Consider the following 14,084-nt stretch of genomic DNA (forward strand, 5'->3'; position numbering starts at 1 on the left):
CAAGTTAAAAATATTCATGCTAGGATCGCGCTATATTTTATTGTTTAAATTACGTCTTATGCCTGCCAGTTTATGTTTAATTATTGCCACTTTTTTATGGGGCAGTTCGTTTATAGCGCTTAAATACGCCATTGCCATTTACGATCCAGCGTTAGTGATATTTTTACGTATGCTTACTACGCTCGTTATTTCATTGTGTTTATGGCGTTATGTTATTCGCTTTGAATATCAAAAAGGTGATTGGAAGTATTTAGTGGGCATGTCACTTGCTGAGCCGTGCTTGTACTTTTTATTTGAAGGGCACGCAATGGAATATACATCGGCATCTCAGGCGGGTGTTATTGTGTCGTGCTTGCCAATAATAGTGGCGTTTTTAGCATTTTTTATGCTCAAAGAATACATAAGTAAAGCTATTGTAGTGGGCTTTACGCTATGTATTGGCGGCAGTATTTTACTTACGCTGCTCTCACCAAGTTCAGAACAAGCGCCTAATCCTATTTTGGGTAACTTTTTAGAGTTAATGGCTATGGTGTGCGCTGCATTTTATACTGTTAGTATTAAGCACTTAGCAAACCGGTATTCACCACTGACTTTAATTGCATTACAAGGCATTAGCGGGAGTTTGTTTTTTGCCCCCTTTTTATTTTTTATTGACCTACCCAGCGAAAATCAACACGATCTAACGGCACTTATGAGTATTTTATATTTAGGCTCTTGCGTTACTTTAGGCGGCTACGGTATGTACAACTATGCAATTAGCAAGGTATCGGTGCTTACTGCGGCGGCGTATTCAAATTTAATTCCTATTTTTACACTTATCTTATCGGCCATTATTTTGGGAGAAGTACTTACACTTTGGCAGTGGCTTAGTATTTTTGTGGTATTTATTGGCGTTATGGTTAGCCAGCGCCATCAAGAGCTTGTTGTTAATATACCACTTAGTGAATCTGGTGAAGATATTTCTGCCGATACCAATAACCTCAAATCGGTGCCCGACGCTAATACATCAAAGGGATAACAGGTAAGTAAGTAAAGCCCCGGTGTGCGTAAAAAGTCATGCTGCGATTGATGAATTATATCAACCGCCGTGACTTTATACTGCTGTAACTCCCCGCTTTGTAACTGCATAGTAAACTGATCCCCCACTTTGGCGTGCTGTAAAAACGCAAAGTGGGTGTCGTTATGACCTGCTATTAACGCTCCCTTTTGGCGATTGCCCAATTCCCCCGCGGGCAAAAAATGGCTTGGTGCAAATGCTAAATTTCGACCACTCGCACCACCGAGCACACTTAACGTTTTTTTATGCGATGGAAAATAAAGCTGCGCGGTTACAAAACTGTCAGCATAAAACCACGGTTTTACTTTTTTACCCGGCTCTGCAAGAGCTTGCTGCCACGCATGCTCAATAAGCACTTGTGCAAGCCATGCCTTTGCTTGCATATACACACCGTGGCCAAACAAGCTGAGCCCAGCAATTAATAGCCCTGCACTTAACCACTTTTTCATGTTTTAACGCGTCTTTTTAATTTAAGAGCACCAAACGTTATAAGTAACATACTACCCAACATTATATGCAGCCTACTTTGACCATCGGTTTGCGGCAAACGCATTTCCATTTCTTTCGGGACTTGGTTAGCGGCTTGCGCAGTTTGATCTGCAACGTCTTTAATTTGAGTGTGTTCAATGGCAATAAACGCAGTAAATGGACTTAAAAGCTGATGCGTTAAAGCTAATTTTTGCACCTCGTCTTTAACACTACTTTGCTCGTTATATAAAAGTAGTGACTTAATTTTTTGACGCGCCCACAATTTTGCTATGCCTTTGGCTTGAGAGCTATTTTGTGTGCTTAATTTAATACTTAAAGGCCCTTGTGCTGTTTGCCCTGTCAGTATCACACTTTTAGCATCATTAAGTTTTATAGCGACCATGATAGGCTCGCCAAAATATAAATCAGGCAGTGGTGATGGCCAAAAATCTAAGCTGTTACCGTTTTCATCGCTTAAAGCGAGGTCTGTAATGGCTGGGTGGGCGAGCTTATCAAATAACTGCTGCATTTTAGGCTGTACTTCTTGTGTGCTGCCAATAAAAGTAAATGTGCCTTTGCCTATATCGGCTGCACGGCGCATAAAAAAGCTATTAGGAGCACTACCAATTCCTACCGTAAATAAACGGCTATCACCTAATTTAGCCTGAATATTTTTAAATAAAGTAGCTTCGTTACTTACACTGCCGTCTGTTAAAAACACTACTTGGCGTACAAAACCATCAAACGTGCTGCCATCAAGTACCGCATCAAGCGCGCCTTGTATTTCGGTGCCACCATCGGCTTCAAGGCTGTAAATAAAACGCTCTGCTCGGCGTAAGTTAAAATCACTGGCTATAAGAGGCCTATCACTCATGGCGGTGACATTATTATCAAAACCAATAATGTTAAAACTGTCGTCGCTTTCAAGTAACGACAGCGCATAAAATAATGCCTTTTTGGCCTGCTCAATAGACTGCCCATGCATTGAGCCCGATGTATCTACTACAAATACCATTTCTCGGGGTAAACGCTGAGTTTGCGTAAAATGATCCCCTGGCGGCATTAACATAGCAAGGCCATAGTGGTCTGCGTTTTCAAACTGCTGGGTAAAAAAGGCAGCTTGCGCGTTTTCTTTTCGAAGCGGCTTAAACGCTAAAACAAAGTCACGATTAGCCCCATTTGTATCGTTCAGTGCTATTTTATATTGCCCAAACGCGGGATTATTAACATTAATACGGTGATGTTTAGAGGTTATATCAACAAGCTCTAACCCCACATCTATATCTATGTTTAAAGTAAACTCACTGATAGGTGCATCATTATTTTTTTGAACGTTATAAACCGGGCTTAGCCAACCACTGGGCGCTAAGTTTTGATCCATAAGGCTTGAACTAGGCTGCTCTAATGTGCCATTTATTGCATGGTAGCGCGGCGTAATTGTGGTAGGGAAACGAATGGTAAAAGTGCCACTGCGGTAATTAATAATTTCTTGATACTCAAGCTCAATGGCCACCTGTTCACCAGGACCAATATTTGCCACATTAGTGACAAACATATTTGCCCGTTGTTGACGCACCAATGAAGCCTGCTTTCCTGCCTTTTGAGCTTGTGCGTATTTTTTTTCGGCCTCAATTTTTTTATCAATGTGCCCTTTAATAACGCGCTCACCAATACGCATTGTCATGGCATGCACTGCACTTTCGTCGGGTAGTGGAAACACATAACGTGCATTCACCGCAAATGGGTTTTCGTTTTGATAAGTTTGCTTAACTACAACATGGTTAATTAACCCTGTTACTGTCATATGAGCGTCGCTTTTTAATATTATGGCAGGGCTAACGGGCTTACCTAAGGTATCGGTTAGTTCAAGCTTTGGCGATTGCGCATAGCTGCTTTTACTTGCTAATAGCGCTATTGCCGTGAATATAAAAATGCTTGCCTTAACAAGCATTTTGGTTGGGTTACTCAACATAAAATCACTCCATCGAATGCTAAAATTAGTTACTCGCCGTTTGGCCATTTACAGGCGCTAGTGAACGGGTAGTCAGCGTTACTCGACGGTCAAAAAAGTTATCTTCTATGGTATTGCTATTTGCTAATGTGTGCTGCTCACCAAAGGCTTGCGTACTTAAACGTTTGTGGCTAACGCCGTGTTTTATTAAATAACTTTGCACTGCATTTACACGTTTTTTAGACAGTAAAAAATTAGCCTGTTCATCTCCTCGTTGATCGGCAAAGCCACTTAAATCAAGCGCTAATTGAGGTTGGTTGTTTAAAAGTACAACTAACTGGTCGAGCTGCTTAGCAAAGTGAGGCGCTATAGTGCTTGAACCCGTTTTAAATTGAACGGTCATTGCAAGTAGGTTATTAATTTGAGATTGTGTTAACTGCTCGTTTTGCTGTGCTAGCACCTCTAATTGCTGTTCTAACAGATTGTTATGATTAAGTACGTGTTGATAGTCTTTGGTTTTTTGTTTCATTACTGCCAATGCGCTTTGTTGTTCGTCAATTTTGTTGTCGGCGACTTTTGCATCACCAATTAAGCCACCAGCAAATGCGCCTATAAACGCACCAATTGGTCCACCAACCACACCACCAATAATAGCGCCTGTACCTAAACCTATTGCGGTTTCTTGAGTTGCTTCTTTTGAGGGCGAATGTTCAGATGCCGATGAAAATGTCGGAGTAGAAAAACCAGCAACAAGCGTTAGCGCGATTAATGTCTTCTTCATAATATGATCCTTAAAATTGATTTAACTTTGTGATGTTTTGTTTCGATAGGTGCATTAAAACAACACCAAGTGGCAACAAAGGGGAGCAAAAATGGCAAACCGCTGAGCAATTGTGGCAAAAAAATGGCAATTGCCTTTTTAACCGTACATAGCTGAAAAACTTCGATATAGTGCGTTTTAAAATAAATAAGGGTGTGTAGAATGAAAAAAATAGCCATCATTGAAGATGAAACCGCCATTCGCGAAAACTACATGGAAATGTTAGGCGCACAAGGCTACCAAGTGAGTGGTTACAGCGACCGCATAACGGCAGAAAGTGCATTTAAAGACGCACTCCCCGATTTAGCCATCGTTGATATAGGCCTTGGCCATGAAATTGATGGCGGCTTTTTACTATGCCAAACCCTGCGTAGCTTATCTAAAACGCTCCCTATTATTTTTTTAACCGCACGCGATAGCGAAATAGACACGGTTTGCGGCCTACGTATGGGCGCTGACGACTACTTAACAAAAGACATTAGCTTGGCACATTTAGCAGCACGGATAGGCGCATTATTTCGCAGAATGGAAGCCCTTGAACACCCCGCCGATGCCAATGCACTTATAACACGCGGGCAGTTAACGCTCGACACACAGCGCATGCAGGTTTTTTGGCAACAGCAATTAGTGGATTTAACCGTGACCGAATTTTGGATGCTGCATTCGCTGGCGCAGCGTCCGGGCCATGTAAAAAGCCGTAACGATTTAATGAGCGATGCAAAAATATATGTGGACGACAGCACCATCACCTCTCATGTAAAACGCATTCGTAAAAAGTTTATAGCCCTCGACTCACAATTTGATTGTATCGATACCGTGTATGGTATGGGTTATAGGTGGGAGCAGCATTAATGCTTAGATTTGGCCTACGTAGTAAGTTTATTGTGCTTTCTTGTTTTTTATTTTTACTGCCGTGGCTAGGCTACGAGTACGTATGGGAAATGGAAAAGTTTTTACGCCAAGGCCAAGAAAAAACACTCGTAGGCACAACGCGTGCACTTGCCACTGCTCTGCACGAACGCCCTGCTTTATTTGACGAGCAAACCAACTTTTTAGACCAAGTAATAAAAGGCCGCGATTTATACGCCTATAACTTGAAAAACCCTATTCAGCTCGACGGCAAACTAACCGACTGGGAACCCTACAAACCGTTATTTTGGCATTACGATAAACGCTATTTACAAAAAACTAATAAAGATCACCAAGCCAGCGATTTATCGTTCGACCACATGGTAGGTAAATTTGATAACTACTTATATGCCGTTTTTAATGTTACCGACAACACACTTATTTATCGTGCTAAAAACAGCTTAAGCATTACTAATAACGACCATTTAAAAATTGGTTTAAAAGCCCCTGGTGGCCAATTTAATACCTATATCATCGCCCCAAGGCAAGACGGCTGGGTTAATGCATTTAATGCAGACACCAAAGCACCATTTACAAAAATTCAGGGCTATTTTAAACGCACCCAAACAGGCTACACCGTTGAACTGCGCTTTCCGTTAGCCATGCTAGGAAACAAACTGGGCTTTGCTATTGTAGATACCGATAGCTTAAGCGAGCTACCTAACGCTAACGTTATGTCGACCTCTAATTTAAATAACCCAAGCGATTTAGGCTCCGTGCTTGTGCCTTCACCAGAAATTAGCCGCATTTTAAAAGGAATGGGCCACAGTGGCAGCCGCATATGGGTTGTAGACAATCATCACCGCGTACTTGCGCAATCGGGCACGATTCAAAACGCTGATGGAGTATGGGCCGATGGTCTTAAAAATCAGCCACCAAAAAATGCCTGGCAACGCTTTGAGCAAACCTATTTGCACCCACTTTATTATAAAATTTTAACCCGACCTGAAAACGAATTTATAGATACCCTACACGACGTAGCATCTATGCAAGGCAGTCATTTAGCTAATGCATTAAAAGGCCAACCTGCATCGTCTTGGCGGCTCACCCCCGATAGCAAAGCCGTTATTTTATCTGCCGCCTACCCTATTTGGATTGAAGACAAAGTCATTGGTGCAGTAATAGCAGAAGAAACTACAAATGGTGTACGTACGCTTCGTAATAAATCGCTCGAAAAGTTATTTAACGTTATTTTAGCCGTTATGCTGATTGGTACCGTGACTTTATTCTTTTTTGCATCACGAATATCGAGCCGTATTAGGCGCCTTCGCGATACCGCAGAGCAAGCAATAGATGCACAAGGGCGTGTTACTGGCAGTATTAGTTACAGTGATTCTAATGATGAAATTGGCGACCTGTCGCGTAGCTTTGCAAATATTGTGAGCCGATTGGGCGGCTATACCGACTATTTAGAAAATATGTCGTCGCGTTTATCTCACGAACTACGTACGCCGGTTGCGGTAGTGCGTTCTTCTCTTGAAAACTTACAAAGTTTGGAGCAAACCGAGCTTAGCCAAAAATATCTCGATCGCGCCAGTGAAGGCGTAGAGCGCTTAGGTAAAATAATTACCACCATGAGTGAGGCTACTCGCCTTGAGCAAAGTATTCAAAGTAATGACCCCGAGCCATTTGACCTACGCTCTGTTATTAACGGCTGCATGCAAGGGTATTTACTCACTTACCCTAAGCAATTATTTACGCTTGATATATGCCCAAATTCATTACCTATGCAAGGCGCACCTGAGTTTATAGCGCAGCTGCTTGATAAGCTCATTAATAATGCACTAGAGTTTAGCCAAGCTAATACCGCAATTAACGTAACGTTACAAAGCAAAGATACACAAGCAGTTCTTAGCGTAAGTAACACAGGCCCATTATTACCCGAAGGGTTAAGCGAGCACATATTTGACTCTATGGTGTCTGTGCGCAGCCAGCACATGCAGCAGCAACCGCATTTAGGATTAGGCCTTTATATTGTAAGGCTGGTGTGCGATTACCATAAAGGCAGTGTAACTGCGCAAAATAATACACAAAATAATGGGGTCACTTTTAGAGTAAGTTTGCCGTTAGCAAATTAGTTGAATGAACTTTTAAGTGCGATAGATGAAGGAATTAACAACAAGGCTGAAAAACAAAAAAGTGGTGCTACACCAAACATTAAAAACAAGCCAATAGCACCTTCTACTGAAGCGCTACTGTCAGGCGAAAGCGGAGCTAAAGCCCAAAACAAACACAAAAATGACACTATTGATGTCAATAAACCTAAAAATTGAATTGAACGCATACCTTCCTTGTTAACCCCGCTAAAAATTATGACTTTGTTAGAGCTAGTAGTTTTTCAGCTGCACGCTCACTTACGGTTTGCCACGAATCATTAACTAATATTTTTAAAACTCGCTCGGTAACCTTGCCATTATTTACCAGTGCGTTTCTTACTGACGGGTCACTGTCAGTCGCAAAGGCTAGCATTAAAGATTCTGTTATTTTTCTTTTTCTTGCAACCATATCTCTAACTTTTGGATCAGGGTGCTTTGATAACACTTCGAGAACTTCGATTGGAACAGCCTTATTTTGTGCCACCCAAAATGCCATATCTGGGTATTTTTCTAGCACACATTTCCATACTTGAATGTCGGCTCCTTCATGAGCAGCGCGACAATACTCCTCTGGAATATTGCTTTCTCTTAATCTTTTAAATTCCTCCGCGCTCTCGATCATAGGTAACTATAGGCCCCTTTTAGGTTAACTCGTTTAAATTTATTTTTATTAATAAAACAACCATATCTGAGTTCCTACTTTGGTTCAACTTGTTAATTAAATTTAGCAAAAACAAAGTAAAGCATTGTTTTTAAATTATATTTTTAATTTATTTTCTCACTTTTTTTTAAGTTTTCTTTCTCATTTTTATCCAAGTATTAGATTAGTACAGGCTCAGTACTCACTTAACGCGAATTAAAGAATAAAAAAAAGGTTGCCTTTATGTAACCTTTGGGTATCATTGATACCTAAGGGTTACATATGGTGTATTTAGGTATCACATGAAACCTTAAGTGGAGTAAACAAAACGCGACATTATTGGGTCGCCACTAAAAAGGGATATACAACAAATGGCAAAATCGATTTCAGTACTACCAGAACAAGAACAGCAATATTTAACAATTACTGGAAAAGCCAGTATTGCTCTAGCGTTTTTCTTGTTAGCAGAGCTGCTTTCAACAGTAATCAGCAAAACCAATTCAGTTATATATTTACTAGTAGATTTAACTTTATTTGCGAGTTTTATCTATTTTCTTGTGTTAGGTACTAAATCGATGAAGTTTGCTAAGCACATATCAAAACTTGGTTTCTGGACATATAAATTTAACGACGAGTATGTGGATTATGTTAGTTCGCTCAGCCTTCGCGCTACTTGTCATATTATGGTAATTGGCGGAGCATTTCTCGCTTATAGTGGCGACAGTAAGTGGTTTGTGGAATTAATAGCCCCTTTCAATCCCACAGATGCACTTCAAATATTGCTTTGCTTAGCAGCTGCTACACATGGCGCATTGATTTTGTGGAAACTTGGCAAGGAAGAGCTTTATGAATGAAGATTTAGATAATCATATTCACAAACTTCGGTTACAACATAAAATATCTCAGCAAGAGTTGGCAGATGCCATAGGCGTTTCTAGAAAAACCATTAGCACAGTAGAAACCGGGCGTTTTACACCGTCGGTGGTTATTGCACTAAAAATAGCGGCTCATTTTTCTGTTTCTGTTGAGCAAGTATTTACCTTGAGGTAAACATTCTGACTCAAGAGCCGATGAAAATGCATTAAGCAAAAACTAATAGCAACAAATCAGGCGCTTTTAATATAATAGGCCTGTGCATCATAAGCCCAACAAATGTTGGGCATATTTAATAATGCGAAGATGCAGCTATAGATTTACTTCAAGTAAGTTTTAGGTTCTACGATATTACTCTAACAATGGACCTAACTGAGATGGAATCACACTATGAGATTACTATGTAGCGCACCTAAATGTTTTTGCCTTATACAACTCGTTCAATAACCACATAGGCAAACAAAGTAAACTGAATTTTTATTGATTTAGAATTGACCGCACTGAATAAAGCGGTAAAAGAAATACACGTGCTTCCTAGCATAATTAAGACTGATATATTTTTATGTAAATTACACTTTAATCAATCTTATGTCTTTAATCATATTCACGGACATTTTTGCCCACAAAAGAATACCAATAAAACCTAAACCAAGTAAGAAGTAGTGCTCAATGTTGCTTAACCCATCAGCATACATAAAGATAATAAAGCTGTAACCAAATAAAAATACCGCAAATAGTGGGATGGTAATTATTGCAGCAAAAATTTTAAATTTACGTGATTGGCGATCCATTGTAAGTACTCCTCTTACTGTAATACCTTGATAATGGGCTAAATACCGCTCTTGTATTACGTCCGTCTTAATCCATTTGTTATGTAACGTGGACATCTGACCCGAACTTTTTCCTATTTAAACTTAACATTATCAACCCTAGTAATCCCAAAAATGTACCAACAGGAATTAAAAAAAGTAATAAAATTGAATAAGTTAACAAAGTCCAAAACAGCCAATTAGTTCGGTAATTTAGGCCTATAACGGAAACTAATAAAAACATAAGCCCCAACATAAATATACCAAAACCGACCACCATAGATTCTAACATTGATATTTCTTCTGAATTTATTTTAGGTTCATTTGTTCCAAAAAGGCTTATATCTTGAAATGATGAATACATAGGGTAAAACGCATCTGCCACTCCCAATGGAAATGCCCAAAAAAGCAATAAGCCTAAAATTGCAATGTACTTCCCTATAACCTCTTTGCTCATTTGCTACCTCTTACTTAGTTACATAACGCTTGCCTAACACGCAATGTGTTGGCGTGGTTGTTTGCTTCAATGGCGTACACAAAATTTAATAATTGAGCTTCATCATCTTGTAAAGATGAAAAACAAGTTGTTTTGATTTCACCCTTACTGTCACCATACTTAATTTCATATGGATAACTGCTAACACATATTTTTTCTAGATCGATTAAACCAGCATTGCCATCGCGTATGTCTTGTTTGGCAAAGCGAAAAAGTTTCTGCTTTTCACTTTTTGTAAAGAGTAAAGCAACTTCTACATTCTCTTGGTTTACGAAGCAAAGTGAGCGTTTAAAAACTCCTTTTCGAGAATCGAAAAAATCGCTCCTAGCTCTTAATTATGCGAACTCAGTGTAACGGGTTAACGAACAAGAGCTTAATAAAAGAGTTAATAAAACTAGAATTATTCTCACAGCTATCCTTTGTACATAACAGCCCGCATAAGTGGCGGATAACAGTTGGCTAAACTTAGCGAAGAATGAGCGCCAGCCAACTGTTAGACGTCCATTTTTAATGCGTTTGTTAGGTGTACCTTATTGACTGTACTTTAATTTTCCTAACTCTTTTGCTTCAGTAACCGCTTCAACACCATCATCCAAAAGGATTTTACCTAATATTTCCTTACTTCTTTCCGCTGCCATTTTCGAATATTTGTTGCCAATTTTTTCAGCGACGTAGCACCACGAATAAGCTTCTTTTAAATCCAAAATTTCTTTTGTAGTTGATAGGGAAACACACAACCCGAAAGGAGCATGTTCATATTTGAATTTCGCCGATTCAAGTATGAATTCTAGCCCCAATTTAGGGTTAAATTCTTTTCTTTCTTCTTTAAATAATTCAGTGCCAATCACAAACAATTGTTCAGGTGTATATTGACTCTTATCTATTGCGAATACATTCAACGAAGCAATGCACAAAGCTAGAAATATACACGGTCTCATTGGTACTCCTAACGCTTCATTAAGAGGAAATTTGTAGTTGGCTAAAATGTTGAACGCAGTGAAAACAGCCAACTGTAAATTTTCCTGCTTTAATGCCTTGTTAGGTATTCTTTAACCTTTTTAGTTGCTTAACACCTAAGAATGTACCAATAGGAATAAATAAAAGCCATATATACGCGAAGTATTTGCAATAAATAACAAACAACTTGGAGCTATGGTTTTTGTTCAATAACCAAACACTGATAATTAGACCGATTAAAGCAGGAATTATTTGGATAAGAGAAAGCACTATACCTGTCGATATATGACCTGCTAACAATTTAGGATCGTTTGTAGATAATTCTAGGAATGCGGAATATAAACCTGAAAAGAAGTTAAATAATGATAAGAGTAAAAAGCATTGTAAAACGATGCTTATAAATTTTAATAGATTAAACAAACTCGAACCTTCCCTGAATACCTAACGCCGTTTTAAGCGGCAAATTGTTGTTGGCTAAAATAAGTGAGGTACGAACAAAAGCCAACTGTAATTTGTCCGACTTGAAAACCCTTGTTATGTTTTTTTGTTCAGATAATACCTAAACAAAAAGGCTTGAAATAATGCCGCCAAACCTAATATTTGAGGAGTGTTGTTAAACAAGCCACCAACAACAACTATTAGTGGTATTGCGATATAAAAAGCATAAGAGCCGTTAGTGTACTTTTTTACAAACCAGTGAACAGGAAAGCCAACAACTAACCAACCAACGATAGAAATTAGTAGGTAAACACTAATATAAAGTAAAAAAGTAACGGCAAGTCCATAAATATCATCAAGTGATGAAGGTGCCAGTCCATTGAATAAAAACCAAACGGCGATTCCTATACCAACATAGCCAATACTTTTTATTACAGCACTATCCCAGTTACTTGAACTCACTACGGGCTCCATGAAAACATAACAACTTTGTATCCGACATGTGTAGCTTTATAAACCGGTATATGTCCAAATATTACAATCAATCCAATGTAGCCAGCTAATAAGCGCATGTAAACAAATAGTTATGTAGCATTTAAATATTCTAAATGTAGAAATACTCCAAAATGGTAAAGATCAGTAATATTAGAAAGAAAAGTAATGTGCTAATAAACAGTGAGGAAATAAACAGTCACCTTCCTTTGTAACTATTCACTTTTAATTCAGTCGCGTTCACATACTCTGGGGCTATATTAACGCATTAAGCAGTAGGATTTGCCGTGACCCCATCACTTGAACGAGAAGAGCTCGACTTTATTTTTAGTTTATATAAATCTGATAAAAACGCTGAGCCAGAGGCAAATAAACCACAGCATACGCAAATAAACGACCTTCAAAAAGTACCGCGCCTTGAGGTGCAAGGCGTATCTCAATACTTGACTTAATTTACACTAGTTAGCTTGTTGTACTTGGCTCATCACTTAAAAACGCTTTGATACAGTTTATTTCTGCCAGCTTTACTGCCTCGCCTATTTCGGGGCCTTTTTTGCCACTTTTAAGCGCCTCTTGCACTATGTGCTTTTTATCCATTTGCTGTAATTTACTATGAATGGCACGCAACTTAATTGCCTGCGGGTAAGGCTTATTAACCAGTGTTTCTCCGCGGCCTTGCGCGTCACATTGGCAGGCTTGAGTAAATGCTAAAAAGCGCTCAGGGTGCACCAAACCATTTAAATTAGTGACAATTAATTTATGAATAGTTTGCGGCCTAAGCTGATCAATCGTATGGCATAAAGTGTGATTATCGCTGGTCAGTACGCCAATATCACGAAAACGATTAGGCACTTTTAAACGATTACAAAATGACTCTACCACCGCTACACCTTCGCGTTCGTGACCGCGTAAATTGCCGCGTATTTTATAGCTAAGGGCTTTACCAAAATCGTGGGTAAGCGCAGCAAAGCGGGTTTCTAAATTAAAATTTAAGTCGGCTGCACGCCTGAGTACCAACATTGTATGCACAAATACATCGCCTTCAGGGTGATGATTGGCAGGTTGTGGTACGTTTTTCATTTGTTCTATTTCAGGAAAAATGCCCAGCCCATCTAATGCTTGAAAGTAAAGCTCAGGGTGTTTTTCGCCAAGCGCTTTTTCGGTTTCTAACCATACCCGTTCAGGCACTAAGTGGTTAAGCTCGCCTTTATTTTTAAGCTCTCGCATTAACGCATAAGTGCTGGGATGGATTTGCCAATCGCTGCCATAACGCGCTAAAAACCGTGCAATACGCAGCACTCGTACAGGATCTTCTACAAAAGCGTGTGTGGTGTGGCGCAGTATTTTATTTTGTAAATCGTGTTGACCATTAAAGGGGTCAATAATTTTACCGTTTTCGTCAAGCGCCATAGAGTTTATGGTTAAGTCGCGCCTTGCTAGGTCTTCTTCAAGTGTTACGCTTGGGCTGGCGTCAACCACAAAACCGGTATAACCTTTGCCGCTTTTTCGTTCGGTACGACCTAGTGCGTATTCTTCTTTTGTTTTTGGGTGCAAATAAACAGGAAAGTCGCTACCTATTGGTAAAAAGCCAAGCGACTCCATGGTACTGGGCGTTTCGCCAATAACCACATAATCGTTATCTTTTGATGCAATGTTTAGCAGTTTATCGCGTACTGCTCCACCGACTAGGTAAACGTTTTTTAAGCTACTTTCCACGTTGTTTCCACACTAATTTACAAACTTCATTTATAGCTATCATATCATTAAAAGCGTTGTGGTTTGCCAAGCATATGCAAGCTCATTACAATAGCGCATCATTTTTTGTTTAAGCTGTTATTCAATGAAAAATCATTCATCAAAAAAAGAGCTCATGCTGCTGCCAATTTTACTTGTCGTTATTGTTATGTGTGTGGCGGGGCACTTTTTATTGCAAGCTAACTTTCAAGACAGCAACATGGTTGAGTATATGTTAGCAGCCTTGCCGTTTGCTATGTTTGGCTTAGTTATTGTGGCTTTTAAGCTGGCATCAAACAGTGAAAAAAATGAGCAAAACGAGCAAGAAAAATAGCGGCTTAAGA

At 39.4% G+C, this 14,084-nt stretch carries 17 protein-coding genes; 8 read left to right on the forward strand and 9 right to left on the reverse strand.

The annotated features are described in order from the left end of the window. Positions 1 to 58 precede the first annotated feature (58 nt). The gene (locus MTF67_RS01720) at positions 59 to 1,018 is read left to right on the forward strand and encodes a DMT family transporter (RefSeq protein ID WP_248518733.1); all 960 of its coding nucleotides are present in this window, start codon (positions 59 to 61) and stop codon (positions 1,016 to 1,018) included. On the opposite strand, the gene MTF67_RS01725 is transcribed toward MTF67_RS01720, so the two are convergent. Genes MTF67_RS01725 through pdsO form a run of 3 tightly spaced genes read right to left on the reverse strand, consistent with a single transcriptional unit; the run spans position 913 to position 4,257 of the window. Continuing rightward, positions 913 to 1,506 (reverse strand): class GN sortase, encoded by a 594-nt coding sequence (locus MTF67_RS01725; RefSeq protein ID WP_248518540.1) that lies wholly within the window; start codon positions 1,504 to 1,506, stop codon positions 913 to 915. The genes MTF67_RS01720 and MTF67_RS01725 overlap by 106 nt on opposite strands. After that, positions 1,503 to 3,497 carry a marine proteobacterial sortase target protein gene (locus MTF67_RS01730; protein WP_248518541.1) on the reverse strand — a complete coding sequence of 665 codons (1,995 nt, stop codon included), beginning with the start codon at positions 3,495 to 3,497 and terminating at the stop codon, positions 1,503 to 1,505. Before MTF67_RS01730 ends, MTF67_RS01725 begins: the two co-directional genes overlap by 4 nt. A 25-nt stretch (positions 3,498 to 3,522) precedes the next feature. Then, complete coding sequence (gene pdsO, locus MTF67_RS01735) at positions 3,523 to 4,257, reverse strand: sortase-associated OmpA-like protein PdsO (protein WP_248518542.1); 735 nt, start codon at positions 4,255 to 4,257, stop codon at positions 3,523 to 3,525. A 201-nt stretch (positions 4,258 to 4,458) separates the two neighbouring features. Between pdsO and pdsR the strand changes: the two genes are divergently transcribed. The 3 genes from pdsR to MTF67_RS01750 are packed head-to-tail and all read left to right on the forward strand — an operon-like array spanning position 4,459 to position 7,478. After that, positions 4,459 to 5,148 (forward strand): proteobacterial dedicated sortase system response regulator, encoded by a 690-nt coding sequence (gene pdsR, locus MTF67_RS01740; RefSeq protein WP_248518543.1) that lies wholly within the window; start codon positions 4,459 to 4,461, stop codon positions 5,146 to 5,148. Beyond that, on the forward strand, positions 5,148 to 7,283 hold the full coding sequence (gene pdsS / locus MTF67_RS01745) for a proteobacterial dedicated sortase system histidine kinase (protein ID WP_248518544.1): 2,136 nt from the start codon (positions 5,148 to 5,150) through the stop codon (positions 7,281 to 7,283). The genes pdsR and pdsS overlap by 1 nt, the downstream gene beginning before the upstream one ends. Then, on the forward strand, positions 7,284 to 7,478 hold the full coding sequence (locus tag MTF67_RS01750) for a hypothetical protein (protein WP_248518545.1): 195 nt from the start codon (positions 7,284 to 7,286) through the stop codon (positions 7,476 to 7,478). It begins immediately after the preceding gene. 37 nt (positions 7,479 to 7,515) lie between these two features. Here the strand turns inward: MTF67_RS01750 and MTF67_RS01755 are convergent, their stop codons facing one another. Beyond that, entirely contained in the window at positions 7,516 to 7,923 is a 408-nt protein-coding gene (locus MTF67_RS01755; protein ID WP_033025552.1) for a hypothetical protein, read from the reverse strand. Positions 7,924 to 8,312: 389 nt separating this feature from the next. Here MTF67_RS01755 and MTF67_RS01760 point away from each other — a divergent pair, with 389 nt between their 5' ends. Then, positions 8,313 to 8,795 (forward strand): hypothetical protein, encoded by a 483-nt coding sequence (locus MTF67_RS01760; RefSeq protein ID WP_248518546.1) that lies wholly within the window; start codon positions 8,313 to 8,315, stop codon positions 8,793 to 8,795. Next, positions 8,788 to 8,991, forward strand: coding sequence for a helix-turn-helix transcriptional regulator (locus MTF67_RS01765; RefSeq protein ID WP_008130424.1), 204 nt, complete (start codon positions 8,788 to 8,790; stop codon positions 8,989 to 8,991). The genes MTF67_RS01760 and MTF67_RS01765 overlap by 8 nt, the downstream gene beginning before the upstream one ends. Positions 8,992 to 9,383: 392 nt before the next feature. Here MTF67_RS01765 and MTF67_RS01770 read toward each other — a convergent pair whose 3' ends face one another. The 4 genes from MTF67_RS01770 to MTF67_RS01785 all read right to left on the reverse strand — a co-directional run bounded on the left by MTF67_RS01770 (position 9,384) and on the right by MTF67_RS01785 (position 11,976). Next, on the reverse strand, positions 9,384 to 9,605 hold the full coding sequence (locus MTF67_RS01770; protein WP_248518547.1) for a hypothetical protein: 222 nt from the start codon (positions 9,603 to 9,605) through the stop codon (positions 9,384 to 9,386). Between the two features lie 79 nt (positions 9,606 to 9,684). Then, positions 9,685 to 10,080: a hypothetical protein gene (locus MTF67_RS01775; protein ID WP_248518548.1), complete on the reverse strand. Its 396-nt coding sequence runs from the start codon at positions 10,078 to 10,080 to the stop codon at positions 9,685 to 9,687. Between the two features lie 569 nt (positions 10,081 to 10,649). Continuing rightward, positions 10,650 to 11,057, reverse strand: coding sequence for a hypothetical protein (locus tag MTF67_RS01780; RefSeq protein ID WP_021032389.1), 408 nt, complete (start codon positions 11,055 to 11,057; stop codon positions 10,650 to 10,652). Positions 11,058 to 11,610: 553 nt separating this feature from the next. Further along, positions 11,611 to 11,976 (reverse strand): hypothetical protein, encoded by a 366-nt coding sequence (locus tag MTF67_RS01785; RefSeq protein ID WP_021032388.1) that lies wholly within the window; start codon positions 11,974 to 11,976, stop codon positions 11,611 to 11,613. Positions 11,977 to 12,293: 317 nt separating this feature from the next. On the opposite strand from MTF67_RS01785, the gene MTF67_RS01790 reads away from it, so the two are divergent. Further along, positions 12,294 to 12,458: a hypothetical protein gene (locus MTF67_RS01790; RefSeq protein ID WP_168371043.1), complete on the forward strand. Its 165-nt coding sequence runs from the start codon at positions 12,294 to 12,296 to the stop codon at positions 12,456 to 12,458. 10 nt (positions 12,459 to 12,468) lie between these two features. On the opposite strand, the gene MTF67_RS01795 is transcribed toward MTF67_RS01790, so the two are convergent. Further along, positions 12,469 to 13,722, reverse strand: coding sequence for a multifunctional CCA addition/repair protein (locus MTF67_RS01795; RefSeq protein WP_008130981.1), 1,254 nt, complete (start codon positions 13,720 to 13,722; stop codon positions 12,469 to 12,471). Positions 13,723 to 13,846: 124 nt separating this feature from the next. On the opposite strand from MTF67_RS01795, the gene MTF67_RS01800 reads away from it, so the two are divergent. Next, positions 13,847 to 14,074: a hypothetical protein gene (locus tag MTF67_RS01800; RefSeq protein WP_039036470.1), complete on the forward strand. Its 228-nt coding sequence runs from the start codon at positions 13,847 to 13,849 to the stop codon at positions 14,072 to 14,074. The last annotated feature ends 10 nt before the right edge of the window (positions 14,075 to 14,084 follow it).

Source organism: Pseudoalteromonas sp. 2CM32C (genome assembly GCF_023161925.1).
GTDB lineage: Bacteria > Pseudomonadota > Gammaproteobacteria > Enterobacterales > Alteromonadaceae > Pseudoalteromonas > Pseudoalteromonas marina.